Source organism: Bdellovibrio sp. HCB-162, assembly GCF_047344985.1.
In the GTDB taxonomy this organism is placed as follows: domain Bacteria; phylum Bdellovibrionota; class Bdellovibrionia; order Bdellovibrionales; family Bdellovibrionaceae; genus Bdellovibrio.
This window is the reverse complement of the sequence record NZ_CP178861.1, coordinates 2,599,554-2,615,377: the sequence shown is the minus strand read 5'-3', so window position 1 is coordinate 2,615,377 and position 15,824 is coordinate 2,599,554. Positions and strand designations below refer to the sequence as shown.

Here is a 15,824-nt window from a genome sequence, read left to right as displayed (position 1 = left end):
GCATAATTGCAAACAAATGTGAGTTTTTATTTTGCTTCAAATTGAGATAAATCTTAATTGCCGACCGTCACCCAGTTTGTTCCGTCGCAGTATTTAAACTTATTGGTGGCGGTGAAATACTCCAAGGCTCCCGCTGTGGCAGTGGGTGAAGAGCAGCCAGCGCCGCCAGCTCCAGGAACTGGTCCCATGGCTTTGAAGTTTGTGCCGTTACAGAAGCTTAAAACTTTTTGAGTGGTGTCGTAGTTGATCGTTCCTCCGGTTGTACAGCTTCCGACGTTGACAGAAGGCGCTGCCTTATAAGTGGACAGTCCCGAACCCGAGAAATTAGGGGCAAGAACGCGATTGCCAGAAACAAATAATTCATAAGCGCCGCCGACATCTGATGAGGAATTTAAAACTTCCGACATAACCGGCGCTGTTTTTGTTGTGATATCGATCATACCGATGCGGCTTGATCCAGTTGCGAAATAAGCATAGTTACCAGAAATTTTAATATCCTCAACCACCGACAAATTCGTTGCATCGGAAATACTTCCTAAAAGCACCGGCGAGGTGGGCGTGCTGACATCTATCACCGCGAACGTTTTGTTCGTAGTCCCTGAAGCATAAAGATAGTTTCCGTCAAGAGCCAGCGAGCGGCAGTTGGTGACAGCGTTATCTATGAAGGTCGTCACAAGTGACATGCTCAATGTATTTGAAGCATCGATAATAGCGACTCCAGAAGACGAGCAGGCATAAAGATAATTGCCGTTTTTTACGAGGTCATAGGGGCTGGTCACATTGACCGAACTTTTGAGAGACGGTGCTATCGGATTTGAAATATCAAAAGAGGTCACACGCCCATTCGATCGGGTTGTCGCGAAAATATAATTTCCTGAAATGACAAGATTTTCCCCTAAGGCGAGGTAAGTGTAGTTTGAATAGTATGCCAAGGATTTCATATTGGCAGGATCGGAGATATCAACAACCGTCATGACGTAACCGTATCCCGCGCCACTGATGTAAGCGTAGTTTCCTGAAATCTCTATCCCTGTCGGCGAATCAAATTTCGGATCTGCAAGGCTTCCCAAAATCGTCGGGGAATCAATATTGGAAATATCCACGGCCGTTAATCTTTGTCCGAACTTGGAAGTGACGTAGGCCGTTGTCCCCACAACTTTGATTTTGTAGCCGGTGCCAAAAATATTCGTGAAGTTAGCACTGGCTTCTTCATAGAGGGCCACTTTGGAGTCGGCAATACTCCAGATTTCCATCGTGTTTGTCGGGGCAGCTCGATAGAGGTAATTTCCAGAAATCGCCAATTGTGAAGGCGAACTGATATTCATGGAGCTTGAATACCCTGAGCTGATCACTTTCGGATTTGCAGGATCGGAGATCCCCATTTGTCCAAAACCGTAAGTACTACTTTGAAAAAAGATCATTGAATTTTTTTGCACCATAAAAACGATGTTGGAAAGTGGCATCGTTTTTACAAAACTGGGTGCTGAAGGCGTGCTGATGTTAACAATGGCGCCACCGTTAGAATTGGACGCTCCCACAAGAGCATAGCCTCCAGATACAACAACAGTGCGGGCACTTACTAAATTTGTGGCATCCTGAAATGTGCCGGTCACAGAAGGTGAGCCTGGTGTCGCCAATGAAACGATCACCAACGACGTGCTCGTTGAACAAGGCAGATAAGCATAACTTCCTGAGACGACAATCTGACGACAGTCGGAGATTAAAGCATGGGAAAGATTTGTTGAGTAAGTCGGTGCTGCTTTATTTGTGATGTTCACGACAGTCAGACGGTTGCTGGCAGCGACGTAAGCATAATTTCCAGAGACGTAAACATCTTTAGGCGTGGGAAGATTTGTAGCATCGCTTAAAAAACCTACAACCGAAGGCGCACTCGGAGTTGAAATGTCCACGATGGTCAGATTTGAAGGTGAAACCACGTAAGCATAGTTACCGGAAACTGTGAGGTTGGTGGCGCCGTTAAATCGTGTTGTGTTTTTGACAGAGCCTATTACGACAGGATTTGTTTTATCAGTCACATCCATGACCGTGAAAATTCCCGTCGTCGCAGCCACGCTGTAAGCATAATTTCCCACTGAGGCGATACCAGCAATTCCCTCAAGTTTTCCTTCGGGATCCACGTCCGATGTCGTTGAGGGAGTGGATGCTGTCGTAATATTAAATGCTTTTACTGATCCCGTACCGCCGGCATAAAGAGTGTTCCCGTTGCGGACTAAAACATAACCTCCGCCGCCAATCGCGCTCGTCGGTGTTGGGCTTGTCGGTGTTGTGATATCGACCGTCGCAAGACCTTTCGTGTACGAATAAGTATAAAGGTAACTTCCGTTGACGATGACATCTTCAATCACATCGTAATAGGTATTGCTGGTGAAGGCGTTCACGATGGAAGGACTTGCTGAGTTGCTCACGTCAACAACCGTCAAACATTTGCAATTCATCGCAGCGACGTAGGCGTAGCTTCCTTGAACATCAAGTCCTTTGGCTCCATTTAAATTGGTAGTGTCCGTGACTTTCCCTAAAAGACTGGGAGCCGTCGGTGTTGTAATATCAAAGATCGCAAGATCTCCTCCGTTGGAAGTCACATAGACTTTACTGCCGACAACTTTAAGCCGTGAGCCTGCGGACGCAAAAGCCGTCGTAATCTTTGTCACGTAAGTGGGAGTTGAAGGTGTTGAGACATCCACCACTGCAAGACCACCGGTTCGCGCAATATATAAATAATTCCCCGAAACTTCCATACTGCCCATGCCGTTGTAGTTGGGATCGGATACGCCGGAAATCAAAATGGGGTTCGAAGGGTTTGTAAAGTCGACAACACTCAAACGGCTGGTATTGGAGTTGCCTGAGTAAACGAAGTTTCCCTTCATCGCAACGCCCGTAGCAAATCGGTTCGTGTAACCCGGAAGACTGAATTGAGAAATATAGTTTAAGGTTGCAGGCGTGCTGGTGTCGAACCAGTAAATTGTTTCGTCGAAATCAATGACGGCAGTGGCAGATCCCGTGGTTGCAATGTAGCCATAGCCAATACCAGACTTATCGCGAAGATAACCTTCGCCTGTTTTGTAAAGTGTCGGCTTTAACGAAAGATCAAATGTTAAAAGCATTGAGTTGGAATCCACGACAAACAATTTGTTACCGTCACCGCTCACGTACTTCGCGCCATAGGTCCCTGCGCCAATGATTCGGTAAGAAAAAATCGCTTTGGGTGAAAGAGGGTTGCTGATATCGACAGTTTGCAAATATCCGCCGGAATTGCTTCCGGGATTTAAAGCGACATACGCAAGGCTGCCATTAACCCATAAACTGTTGACGCCGTAAAAATCTCCATAGTTAGCGCCAGTGACAGCCGAGACCAAAGTGGGATTTGATTTTGTTGTGATATCAATAACGCTGAAAGTCCCTGTGCCTCCGGTCGTGGAAACAACATAAATATAGTTTCCCGAAATAGCCATGGCTTTAATAGTGGACATGCGCGAGTCACTGATGCTGCCAATGATCGCAGGTGAAGAGGGTGTTGTCGCATCAATTACAGTGATTGATGAGGCTCCGACACTGATATAGACATAACCTCCGGAAGCTGCGACGGCGGTTCCATTGGCGATAGATGGTGAACTGACAAAGCCCGTTTGAACGGGAGCCGATTTATTTGAGATATCGATAACAACAAGACGACCCGGGTTGGTTAAGGATGTGTATGCGTAGGCGTAATTCCCGCTCACAGCAAGCGAAGAGGCGTTGCTCAGATTCGAATTTGTGACTGAACCTGAAATCACAGGAGCAGTAGGAGTTGTGATATCAACGATATAAACGGTGCCATTTCTAACACCGATTAAATAACTTCCTGAGACCAAAAGGGCCGATGTAGAATTGAAAAATGAATCAGAGATTTTAGTAACAGGAGTGGGATTGCTCAGAGTGGTAATATCAAGAACCAGCAAAGAACCGGCTGGGTCAATCACATAAGCATAATTGCCTTTCACCGCAACGACGCCAGCACTGGCGATAGCATAAGGGGAAGGGTCCGTGAGTTTATTAAGCAGCGAGATGCCACCGTACTTCATTGGAACCCAGGAGGTTCCGTCACAATACTTAAAAACATTTTCTGCCGTAAAATAATCCATGGTGCCGGTGTTTCCCGTCGGCGAACTGCAGGCCGCCCAGGTCCATGAGCCGGTGACGAGGCTGAGAAGTACAAAGATGCTAAGAGCAAATAAATTACGAAGTCTCATTATTACTCAGATCCCTTGTTTTTCAGTAACAAAAGAACTTCATTCATTTGTTTTTCAAGACGGTCATTTCTGTCTTTCAGATTGTTGATTTCTTCTTTCAAAGTCTTGTTTTCGTCGCGCACAGAAGCAATTTCGCGTTGCAGCCCTTGCGTGTTGTTGTCAAGTTCTTGAATGGCCTTTAAACTCCAAGGAACAAGACCCAAATAATTCACACCATAATAATTACCGTTGGTATCCACAGTCTTCACAAGGTGAGGAAGAATTTGCATCATATCCTGCGCCATGACCCCGTACTCAGTTCTTTCATGCGGATCATCTTTCATCACGTAAGAATAAACCGAAATTTTACGGACTGTATTAAGACCTGAAGTCAAAGGACGAATATTTTTCTTTAAACGTCTATCGGAAATGTCTGTGATCGTTCCTGTGAATTGGATGTCACCCACAACGTGAAGAGCACTGGCCGGGGACGCAGTTCCGATCCCGAGATTTCCATTTGCATCCAAGGTCATTTTCGTTGTGTTGTTCGTTAAAAAGCTTAAAGCAAAATTATCTTTTGTACCGATGGAGCCGGCAGCTCCTAAAGTATTCCCACCTGTGCGCCAAATCGTTGACGGTACATCGGCATCTACCAGGGCTGCTCCCGAAGTTACGCGACCTTTCGCATCCACAGTGACTTTTGCATAGGTGCCTGCAGTCACGCCTGAGTTTGCAAGTGTCAAAGCTCCGGCATTAGACAAAGTGGCGTCTCCACTCATTGTCACGGCTGTTGCTACGTTGGAAGCGTTTCCGACATAAATTTTTCCGTTGCTCAAAGACGTATTTAAAATACTTGCCCAAGAAAGACCGCCACTTCCGTCATTGGAAAGAACAGTTCCCGCAGCTCCTTGAGATCCAGGGAAGGTGAGAGAGTAGCTTGTCACAGTTGCAACAGAACGCAAAGTCACAGTCCCGCTTGTAGCACCCGTAACACCAACGCCGTAAAAGTTAGAAACTCCGGAACCATCTCTTTGCACAAGAGTGTTATTGGAGGCTGAAGTACTTCCTGCTGTAGTTGAATAAGCTCCAGCACCAGTTCTTTGCACATAACCCGTTGAAGAAATACCATCCACGGCGGCAAGTTCGGTTCCTAAGCCAATCGTTCCCGTAGAAGTAATTGTTCCGCCTGTTAATCCTGTTCCTGCTGTGATGCTCGTTACAGAACCGGCATTTGCAGCTCCGCACTCCCAACCGTTGGCTGTTTTCGTCAAGATTTGACCGTTCGTACAAGCCACATTGTTCGGAGCATAAGTGAAATACTTGCTCGCGGCACTCGTAATTTTATCAATTGCGACGTCATTGATTTTTGCATCTGTCACGGCAAGGTTATTGATCTTCGCCGTCGTGACAGCATTGTTGGCAATCGTCGCCGCTCCAGAGCCGGGGCCTGTCGCGGTAACATCCCCGGTTAAAGCCGTAAGGTAATTTCCTGAGGGTTGAGCGTCCGTGATTCCATAACCAGCCAAGGTCGTTGGACTTGTTCCTGTGGTGACGCGACCTTTAGCATCCACCGTTACTTTAGTATAAGTCCCTGCTGTAACACCAGAGTTCGCTAACGTCAGCGCACCCGCATTTGATAAAGTGGCATCGCCACTCATCACGACTTCTGTTGCAATGTTTGAAGCATTACCGACATGAATGCGACCATTCGTAAGAGCATTCGTTAAAGATGTTGCGGAGGCACATTCCCAACCGTTGGCTGTTTTTGATAAGACCTGACCGTTTGTACAAGCGACGTTGTTGGGAGCATAAGTGAAATACTTGCTCGCGGCACTTGTGATTTTATCAACAGCGATGTCATTGATTTTTGCATCTGTTACGGCGAGGTTATTAATCTTTGCAGTCGTGATGGCATTATTAGCAATTGTCGCAGCCGCAGAGCCAGGTCCTGTCGCCGTCACATCTCCCGTTAAAGCAGTAAGGCCTGAACCCGCAAGACCTAAAGTTTGCACCGCAGTTCCATCCCAGTATTTAATTTGATTGGATGTGGAGTTAAACCAAGTTTTCCCTTTATCAGCGCCCGTCAACCCTGTTGGGTCTGAAGCGTTGTTTGAAAGATGCAGGGATTTATTTGCAACCATCGTCATAAAGCCGATGTTGATGAGATTGTTGCTATTTAAATTGATAGCTCCATTCATCGTTCCACCTGCTAAAGGCAGGGCATTGGAATCTGTCAGACTAGCGGGGCTCCATTGGCTTCCGTCGTATTTTAAAATCTGTCCTGATGTTAAGCCTGTCACATCGACCGAAATTCCTTTGATTTTATTGACCGACGTCGCACCTTGCGTGCCACTCACGTCGCCAGCAAGGGAACCCGTGAAACCAGTCGCACTCGCGGCACTTCCAACGACAAGAGAGTTTTGAGAAGTGCACTGCCAACCATTTGCAGCACTCCAAGTTAAAAGCTCTCCCACCGTGCAATCTAAATGTGTGAGATTTGCACCCGTTGTCGCATCTGTAGCAACCAGACGGTTGATTCCAGGATTGGCAAAAAGTTTTGCCGTGGTGATAACACCATTTGCTAGAGTCGGATTCGGATAAGTTCCAGTGAGATCTCCACCGGCATTTCCAATTGGGGCGCGCGAGTCTGTGAAGCGCGCATCATTTCCGGCGGCGACAGTTCCCGCAGTTGTTCCTACAGTCACGCCGACAGTCACGCTGTTTGTTCCGGTCACAGTCACGGGACCACTTCCGACAACGGAGGTCACAACGCCGCTGCTTCCGGCATCGGTCACACAGCTTAAAGCTGTCCCATTATAGAAAAGAACCTGGCCCGCGGTACAAGTCGGAATGCTGGATCTTAAGATGAAGTCGCTGGCGACGTTGGTTCCCAGTTTTTGTGCTGAAAGAGAATACGCCGCAAAAGGCACGTTGCGAATTTCATTGGGAGGATTGATTTCATTCCAACCGTGTCCGTCGTGAAATTGCACTTTCAAAAGACGAGTGGCATCCACGGTGGGATTGTAGGTGACTCCGCCGTCACATAAAAAACTAGAGGAGTTATTGAATGAATCTAAAAGTTTAAAGAGAGGATCTGAGGGGTAAAGTTTTGTGCCGGAACCAATCGGCACGTCAAACACACCGTTAGAACCAGACATATTGATGCCATTGACTTGCTCGCGGTAGATCACGCAAGAACCGGTGGGATTTGTGACCTCAAAAAGAAAACTCACGCTGTTGTGTTCAAGAGCGCTGCCGTCAGTTTTTAGGATACGACCTTGATAGGTCAGAGATTGCAGGGTGGATGGTCCAGCGGCCCAGGTTCCAGAAACTCCCAAAATCCAAAGTATCAATATGCAACACCGAATGAGTGTGATTCCTTTACGTTCCATGTTTAATAGTTCGGGAACTCCATAGGAGCACTAAAGGTTTGTGAGCATTGCAAATTTGAAATGAGGCCTATTTCCACCGTTCTGAGGTAAATACTGTTTCGGGTATTTCCAAGGAACAAGACCTTAATAAGGTCACCTCTGAAAGTGTCTCGTTTTGAACTATGAGCAAACAAATATTTGGTCCAGTCGGTCATCCACTCCTAAACGCTGATGCCTCGAAAAGAGGCCCACAATTGTCAGATTCCGTCTAAGGATTCGACAACGCTGATGTGATCTTCGCTAGTTTAATCGGTTTTGACGAAGAAGTGATCATGGCACCGCCGTTGCTTTAGTAGAAAGCAACCCCCCATGGCGGCCAGGACCCTCCCCCCCCAATCCTGGTCGCTTTTTTTTTGCTTAAAACTCCGATAATCTAATTTCTGAAAATAAACATCTTAAGGAGAACCTCATGAAGTTAAAGCCCCTTGGCATTCTTCTATTGGCAGCATTAATGACTCAAGCAATGCCAGCGCGCGTGCTTGCACAAACGGATACGCAGATCGAAGCCGAAGAGGCGACGGCAGACGCCGAAGCCGCAAAGGCGGAAGCCGGTGAAGCAAAACGCCGTGCGGAAGAAGATCGTAAGCGTCGTGATAAAGCGAGAGCTGAAGCGCAGTCCGCGATCAACAAAGCTCGTTCCCTAGAAAACGACGCTAAAAAAGAACAAGCCGAATCAGAAAGAGAGTCCGCAAAACTCAAAGCGGAAGCAGCTGATCATGAACGACAACAAAAAGCCGCAGAGAAAGAGCAACAAGCCTCCCAAGCTCGCATCAAAGCTGCTCAAGAAAAAACACAAAAAGCCACACAGGTCCGCGATGAAGCTTTAGCGAAACGCAAACAGGCCGAAGAAAAAGCAGCCCAGCTTCGTGATCAAGCTAAGGATCAGGAAAAGCAAGCTGCTGAAGCAACAAACGCCGGAATGCAGGCAACAAAAGAAGCAGAAGCCGAAAAAGCAGAAGCGGCAAAGGCAGAACAGAATCTTTCCAAAGCGAAGCTTCTAACCCAAAAAGCGGTGGCAGAAGCCAAAGCTCGTGAAGCGAAGGCGAAACAAGAAATCGCTAGAGCCGAAGCGGACAAAGCCAAAGCTGAGGCCGAGATGGCTCGTCTTAAAGTGCAAGAAGAGCAGTCGAAAGCTTTGACTGAAAAAATGGATAGCGAGTTAAAGTCTGCTCAATCTGCATCTAAAGAAGCGGTTCAACAAGCGGAAGTAGAACGCAAAAAAGTGACTGAGATCAAGGCTCAGGAAGAAAAAGCGAAACAAGCCGCAGCTAAAATTCGCCAGGAACTTGAGGGCAATCGTAATAATCTTAAGAAAGAACAGGCGACAGCTAGCTTAGAAATCGCTCGCTCTAAAAAAATCATCGCAGAAAGTGAAGCCGAAGCCACGCGTGCCGAAGCCGAACTAAAACGTCTGCGTGACGAGGCCGAAAGAGCCAAAGCGGAAAGAGAAAAATTAGAACAGCTTGCAGAGAATGCAAAAAACAAAGCGGAAGAAGCGAAAATTAAAATGGAGACCGGAAAGGCCGAAGCCGAAGCTGAAAAAATGAAACTTGAAGCTTCGAAAATCAGAGCCGAAAACAATCTTCCGACGAAAACCAAAAAGAAAACAAAATAATCAAAAAAAGGGGCCAAGGAAACTTGGCCCTTTTTATTTCTAGTGTTCGTGCGGTCCTTTAGCATAATTTGTCATCCCTTGAAAATCGATAGCGACAACGGGCTCGTTACCGACAACCCAGGCATCATGTCCCGGCGGCGTGAAGGCTACTTCGCCACCCTTAAAGTCTACTTCAGTTCCATCATTCATTTTCACGTGAAGAGTTCCTGAGATCATGTATTGAAAGTGCGTAACCTCACAGCTTTCAGTCTTAGCGATGGGTTTTACAGATGTGGACCAGCGCCAGCCGGGCTGTAAGGTAATAAGGCCGACGGTAGATCCATTGACTTCCACTAACTCCAGTTTGCCTTTTGGAAAATCGCGAACCTCGTCTGCTTTTGAAAAACTTTTTTTAGAAAAACTTCCTGTCCCTGTTTCGGGAGTTCTTTTTTCGGGCTGTCCCGGCGTCAATTGAGTTGCCATGGCGACCCCCTTTCATGATGAAATTTTACTCCTTTGAGCGACCTCGTCATATCTGTGAATTAGCACCGAACTTAGGTACCAGGTACCTTTTTCCCTTGCCGTATTTAGGCAACCTAGGCAGACAGAGACCTGTCAGATACTTTTTGTGAGAGAAGGCTGAGTCCCATCCTTGCACGTTAAAAGGTAAGAAGAGCGAGGTCTCATTTTGAAACAGTTTTTGCTGATTGCATCCATTCTGATTTTAAGTCTTTCACAATTTCCTGCTCAGGCAGCGGAGCAATGCTCGTCGCTCTTCTTGTTTCGTCCTACAGAAGTTTCGGATCGAGTTCAAAAAAATAAATTTGTTACGAACCGTGATATTCTTGAATACCGTCACGTGCTTCATAAAGATTTCACAGACAGTCTTATCAAACTCACACCAGAGCAGCACTGGGTTGACCTCGGTGCGGGTAAAGCCAACGCACAAATTTCCTATATTAAATCTTTGCCAAGTCCTCAAATGGCGCCGCATGCGACAGCGGTGGCTTTTAAATTAGACCGCTGGTTTTCTCCGCCAAAGTTTGATGGAAAGCTTGAGATCAAAGAAGGTGCGTTTGAATTACAGCCCACATCGACATGGAAAAAAGCCGATCTTGTAACGGATGTTTTCGGAGTGATTTCTTACACCCACGATCTTTCAACATCGCTTCAGAAAGTTTTTGATCTTATGAATGTGAACGGGGAGCTTTATATTTTTGCCACCCACTATGCGACAAGTATTAAAATCTCTGAAGGAAAGCATCTTCCGATTTTTGATTATCTCGCAACGATTGACGGCCTTAAAGTTGAAGGCCGCTATGGAGTCATGAAAATCACGAAAGAAAAAGAAAATATCGTGATTCCGCCTATGGAACTGGTGAAGTACCATGACGATGCTCCACCGTCCCGGGCGTTTCAGATTGTTTATTAATCAAATCGTGAGCAGCTTGCTCATAGAAAGATTTTGGCGCGAAAACTCGGGCCGCCACGTTGGCGATAACTGAGGAAAGCATCAGATACAAAATAATCTCGTGCGAATCACTCATCTCTAAAACCAGAACGAACGAAGTAAACGGTGTGCGTGTGATGCCTGTCAAAAAAGCCACCATGCCGACCATGATCATCAGTTTGGCATTCGTAAAGCCAAATAATTGACTGAAGTACTGTCCCATCGCTGCGCCACTAGCTAGGGCCGGAGCAAAGACACCGCCGATAACGCCACCGATATAAGTAAAGAAGTTTCCGAAAATTCGAGAAATCGGCAGAAGCGGACTTGCGGGTTCATGCGGATTTTTAAGAAGTTCAATCATCACGGATTTTCCGGCACCGACCGTGCTTGGACCGCAAAGATAGATCGTAAGACTTAAAAGACCTCCGCACATTAAGGTCATTGCTACTTTAATCCAAAATGACTGCGAAGCTCTCCACTTTGTGATGCGATAAAGACTTTCTGCAAACAAGCCACTACTCATCCCAACAATGGCGGCAATAACAATGGTTTGATAAAGAACGTAAGCAGGAAACTGGCCGAAGCTGGTGTTTCCGAGGTAAAGATAATTTCCCAAAAAAAGCTGCGCCAAAATACCGGCGATGATGACCGCTTGAAAAACAGCCGTGCGCACTACGCTGATATGTGTTTTCGAAAGTTCTTCAATGGCAAAAACAATTCCGCCTAAGGGCGTATTAAAGGCTGACGCGAGACCCGCAGCACCACCAGCAAGAATCATGGCGGGCAGTTGAGGTTTTGGAAATCTCTTCGGCCAGAAACGCGAAATCTGATAAAATACAGAAGTTGAAACTTGCAACGTCGGACCTTCGCGTCCTGAGACCCCGCCGCCGAGAACGCAAATACAAGAACCAAGAATCTTTGTGATCAACATCGGAATACTTAAAAGCTTTTTCAAAAAGGGATGGTTCTCATTGGAAAGTTCGACTGCCGCAATGACTTGCGGAATACCGCTCCCGATCGCCTCTTTAGAAAAGAAATATCCAATTAAAAAAGAAGCTAAAAGAGCAAGAGGTGCCGTGACTAATAAAATAGAATCTTTCGAGTGCGACAACGCCCACTCTTCACATATTTTAAAAATGATGTTGTAACCAACGGCTATGGCGGCAGCGACTCCGGCAGAAATCCAAAATGGAAGATTGAAAAAAACTTTGTGGCGAGCCGCTTTAAGATGCGGACTATGAAGAATATCTTTTGGTTGCATAGGCGTTAAGGTAACACCAATAAAGCGGAGGCGCATATCCCTCCGCATCGACGCACTGCCTTAGGTCTGACCGAGTGGAAGTGCTGGAACTTCGTCAGTACCTTTGTAGTAAACTGTTTGTGTCGGATATGCGAAGTCTACTTTCAATCCCGCTGCAATTTTGAGGATCTCTATGAAAATTGCCTGTTGATGTTCAAGCTCCTCAGCTCCGGTGAAAACTTCCAAATGGAAATTCACCAACACATCTAAAGAAGAAGCGTTGTAGTTGTTAAAGCGGACCGTCACAGTTTCCGGATTTACTTTCGGGTGTTTGGTGATGAGGTAACGGACCTGCTCACAGAACTGTTCAATTTTTTCTGGAGGAGTTTCGTAAGTTAAACCCAAAATCTGACGAATGCGACGGGCAGGGCGGATTCCCATATTGTCGATGGTTTCTTTTGCCATCATCGCATTGGGAATTGTGATCACAGAATTATAAAACGTGCGAATGCGTGTTGAACGAAAGCCAATATCTTCTACAGTGCCTTCCATGTCTTTGATTTTTACCCAATCGCCCACTTTAAAAGGATGATCGAATAAGATCGTGATCGAACCAAAAAGATTCGCCGCTGTGTCTTGCGCTGCCAAAGCGAGGGCCAAACCTCCCAGTCCCAGACCGGCAAGGATGGACATCACATTCAAACCAAAACTTTGCAAGGCAATCAGGATACCTAAAACGACAACCAACACCTTCATGGATTTTGTCGCAAAAGGCACAAGCTGATCGTCGTAAGTGCTTTCTGTTTTAGCGGCCATCTCTTTAAGAACATTTCCGCCAGCATCTACAGCGTAGTAAACCAAACGGATCGCATAAAGAGCTAAAAGGCCGCGCAAGAAATGGTTGTAGTAAATTTCAAACTTGCCTGTAAGCCCAATCGCATCGCCTGTGGCAAACCAAAAAAAGATCACCAAGATCCAAGCAATAGGGCGCTCAACTTTCAGATTTAAAAAGTGCGCAGAAAAACTAGTTGGGAATTTTTTTGTGAAGGGATTGTGCTTTTTAATTTCTTTAAGAACGAACTGAATAATAGGACGAAGAACGATTCCCAAAGTGATAGCGATTGCAAGCACACACCATTTCCAGTTCGGCATCACAAAATAAGTCGTCTTTAAAAGATTTGCGATTTCAGCTGAAAAAAAGGACGACTCTTCAAAAATATATTTTTCCATTTATAGCTTCTCTATTGTTGCAAGTTACATCATTTGAAGATTTTTGCCGGAGTAGATCATGATCAAGATCACGATTCCCAAGGCGATACGGTAGTAACCGAAGCCTCTAAATCCGTAGCGAGTCACTATACCGATAAAAAATTTGATCGCAAGCATCGCGACAATGAAGGCCACGAAGCAGCCGATCGCTAAAGTGCTGATCTGGGCAGGTTCAATTGTCTTGTAGATTTTTAACAATTTATATCCTGTGGCTGCGGCCATTGTTGGGACCGCTAAAAAAAATGAAAACTCCGCTGCCTCTTTTTTATTCATGCCAAGTGTCAACCCGCCCATGATCGTCGCTCCAGATCTGGACACACCCGGGATCATCGCGATGGATTGAAAGAGTCCCAGCTTCACGGCATCTATATATGATAGGTCACTTGTCTTGCGTCCCATCGACGTCAGATGTGCGAAGATTTTGTCGGACCACACTAAAATGACGCCGCCCAGAATTAAGGCCCATGCGACGATTTGCACGCTTCCTAAAAGATGATCGACAACATCTTTAACGATAAAACCAATGACGGCTGTCGGGAGAAATGCCACGAAAAGTTTTTTATAGAAGCTCCAGTTAGGAAGAAAACGTCTCCAGTAAAGAACAAGTACTGACATGATTGCGCCGAATTGGATGATAACTTCAAAGGCCTTTGTGAAAGCACTCTCTTCAATGCCCATCATGGAGCTGGCAATCACCATGTGACCCGTTGATGAGATCGGTAGAAATTCCGTAATGCCTTCGATAATTCCCAAGATGATCGCGTGCAGATGACTCATATGATGTTCCTCATTTGGATGTTGAAAATCAGCGGACATCATTCTTGAAAAGTTCGCAAGTGGGTTCAATATTCGATGGAATGTGTCAAAAAATTTAAGATTTATTTAAGATTTTCCTATTCTTTGTGGTTCAAATCTGAATATGATTTTTTCACCACGGAGGGGGTTATTATATGAAACGTGCATTATTATTAGGTGCATTGTTGTTCGGTTCACAGGCATTCGCAGGCGAATATCTAGTGAAATATTCCAACACAAGCGCTCTCAACATGCTTAACACGGTCGCAATGTCTAAAGTTGCAACGATCCAAATGATGGATCACAACGCAAACGCTAGCCTTGTAAAAGTGAACATCCAGAAGTCTCACGAAGCGCAAGCTTTGGCGTCTCTTCTTTCTCAACCAGGCGTTGAGTACGTTGTTCCTAACTTCAAAATCAGAGCTTTCACTGCGCCAGTTGATGCTGCTGCGTTGAAAGAACAGTGGGCGATTGCAAAAGTTCAAGCTGAAAAAGCTTGGCAACGTGCCGGCAATAAGGGGAGCCGTAACGTTATCGTCGCTGTTATCGATACTGGTGTTGACTACAAACACCCATCTTTGGCTCCAAACATGATCCAAGGTTATGACTTCAAAGAAAACGATGCAGATCCAATGGATAAAACGGGTTTCCAAAATCCAGGTCACGGTACTCACTGCGCTGGTGCAGTAGGTGCGACTGGTTTGGTTGACGGTGGGACAATTGGTTTGTCTCCTGAAGTTTCTATCATGCCACTTCGCTTCTTGGGTGAAGACGGTTCTGGTGATCTTAACAACGCGATCAAAGCAATTGATTACGCAGTTGAAAAAGGCGCGCAAATCATCTCTGCATCTTGGGGTGCAGCGGTTCCTCGCTCTACAGCGGCTCCTCTTCTTGAGGCGATCAAACGTGCTGACGATAAAGGTGTTATCTTCATCGCGGCTGCTGCGAACGATGGTAAAAACAACGATAAAACTGAAATGTATCCAGCAAACAACGGATACCCTAACTCAATCACAGTTGCGGCTTCAGGTCCTTCTGATGCAAAACCATCTTGGTCAAACTACGGAACTGCAACAGTTCACGTAGCTTCTCCTGGTGAAAACATCATGAGCACATTGCCAAACAATAAGTATGGAAACCTTTCTGGTACTTCAATGGCAACTCCGCTTGTGTCAGGCCTTGTAGCTTTGATGAAAGCTCAAGATCCATCGCTTACTGGTGCTCAGGTTCGTGCGATCCTTCAAACGACAGGTGCTAAAGTTTCTATCGAGACTGCATGTAACTGCCGTGTTGACGCTTTCGAAGCTGTTGACGCTGTTATCGCTAAGAAAATGGTTCTTGTTCCTGCTGCAGCAACAATCCAACCATCTTCAACTTTGGCATTCTCTGTTCTTCACGGTAAAGCTCCGTTCAAGTTCGCTTCTAGCAACACTTCAGTTGCTTCTATCGACAACAACGGTACTTTGACTGCGGCTGGTAACGGTACAACAACTGTGACTGTGACTGACGCTGACGGAAAAACAGCTTCTTCATTGAACATCAATGTTGGCGCTAAATCAGGTGGCAACCAACCACCAAATCCTGGTCAACCTCCAGGACAAGATCCAGGCAACCCAGGTGAGCCAGGCGACTGCCCACTTGGTGATCCAGCGATCTGCCAAATCATCTGCCAGATCCAACCAGATCTTCCATTCTGCAAATCTAACTAAGCAGAAAAATGAGAAAGGCTCCCGAGAGGGGGCCTTTTTTATTTCCGTCTTATTCGTGAAATTCCACGTGTGATACATTAAATTTTTCTAAATACGTTCGTATTTTGTAC

The 15,824-nt window shown here is 46.0% G+C and carries 9 protein-coding genes; 3 read left to right on the top strand and 6 right to left on the bottom strand.

Annotated elements, in window-relative coordinates:
- Window positions 1–53: 53 nt before the first annotated feature.
- Together ACLSSO_RS12670 and ACLSSO_RS12665 are read right to left on the bottom strand one after the other, a co-directional pair.
- Complete coding sequence (locus ACLSSO_RS12670; RefSeq protein WP_413943026.1) at window positions 54–4,247, bottom strand: hypothetical protein; 4,194 nt, start codon at window positions 4,245–4,247, stop codon at window positions 54–56.
- A 2-nt stretch (window positions 4,248–4,249) separates the two neighbouring features.
- The gene (locus ACLSSO_RS12665; protein ID WP_413943025.1) at window positions 4,250–7,579 is read right to left on the bottom strand and encodes a tail fiber domain-containing protein; all 3,330 of its coding nucleotides are present in this window, start codon (window positions 7,577–7,579) and stop codon (window positions 4,250–4,252) included.
- Between the two features lie 487 nt (window positions 7,580–8,066).
- Between ACLSSO_RS12665 and ACLSSO_RS12660 the strand changes: the two genes are divergently transcribed.
- Window positions 8,067–9,272 (top strand): hypothetical protein, encoded by a 1,206-nt coding sequence (locus tag ACLSSO_RS12660; protein ID WP_295904627.1) that lies wholly within the window; start codon window positions 8,067–8,069, stop codon window positions 9,270–9,272.
- A 39-nt stretch (window positions 9,273–9,311) separates the two neighbouring features.
- Here ACLSSO_RS12660 and ACLSSO_RS12655 read toward each other — a convergent pair whose 3' ends face one another.
- Window positions 9,312–9,734: a cupin domain-containing protein gene (locus tag ACLSSO_RS12655; protein WP_295904626.1), complete on the bottom strand. Its 423-nt coding sequence runs from the start codon at window positions 9,732–9,734 to the stop codon at window positions 9,312–9,314.
- A 205-nt stretch (window positions 9,735–9,939) separates the two neighbouring features.
- Between ACLSSO_RS12655 and ACLSSO_RS12650 the strand changes: the two genes are divergently transcribed.
- The gene (locus ACLSSO_RS12650; protein ID WP_295904624.1) at window positions 9,940–10,683 is read left to right on the top strand and encodes a hypothetical protein; all 744 of its coding nucleotides are present in this window, start codon (window positions 9,940–9,942) and stop codon (window positions 10,681–10,683) included.
- Here the strand turns inward: ACLSSO_RS12650 and ACLSSO_RS12645 are convergent.
- The 3 genes from ACLSSO_RS12645 to ACLSSO_RS12635 are packed head-to-tail and all read right to left on the bottom strand — an operon-like array spanning window position 10,619 to window position 13,987.
- Window positions 10,619–11,998, bottom strand: coding sequence for a chloride channel protein (locus ACLSSO_RS12645; protein ID WP_413943024.1), 1,380 nt, complete (start codon window positions 11,996–11,998; stop codon window positions 10,619–10,621). The genes ACLSSO_RS12650 and ACLSSO_RS12645 overlap by 65 nt on opposite strands.
- Window positions 11,999–12,022: 24 nt before the next feature.
- On the bottom strand, window positions 12,023–13,171 hold the full coding sequence (locus ACLSSO_RS12640) for a mechanosensitive ion channel family protein (RefSeq protein ID WP_295904618.1): 1,149 nt from the start codon (window positions 13,169–13,171) through the stop codon (window positions 12,023–12,025).
- Between the two features lie 24 nt (window positions 13,172–13,195).
- Window positions 13,196–13,987, bottom strand: coding sequence for an undecaprenyl-diphosphate phosphatase (locus ACLSSO_RS12635; protein ID WP_295904615.1), 792 nt, complete (start codon window positions 13,985–13,987; stop codon window positions 13,196–13,198).
- A gap of 173 nt (window positions 13,988–14,160) precedes the next feature.
- Here ACLSSO_RS12635 and ACLSSO_RS12630 point away from each other — a divergent pair, with 173 nt between their 5' ends.
- A complete protein-coding gene (locus ACLSSO_RS12630) occupies window positions 14,161–15,714 on the top strand; it encodes a S8 family peptidase (RefSeq protein WP_413943023.1) in 1,554 nt (517 codons plus the stop codon).
- Window positions 15,715–15,824 lie beyond the last annotated feature (110 nt).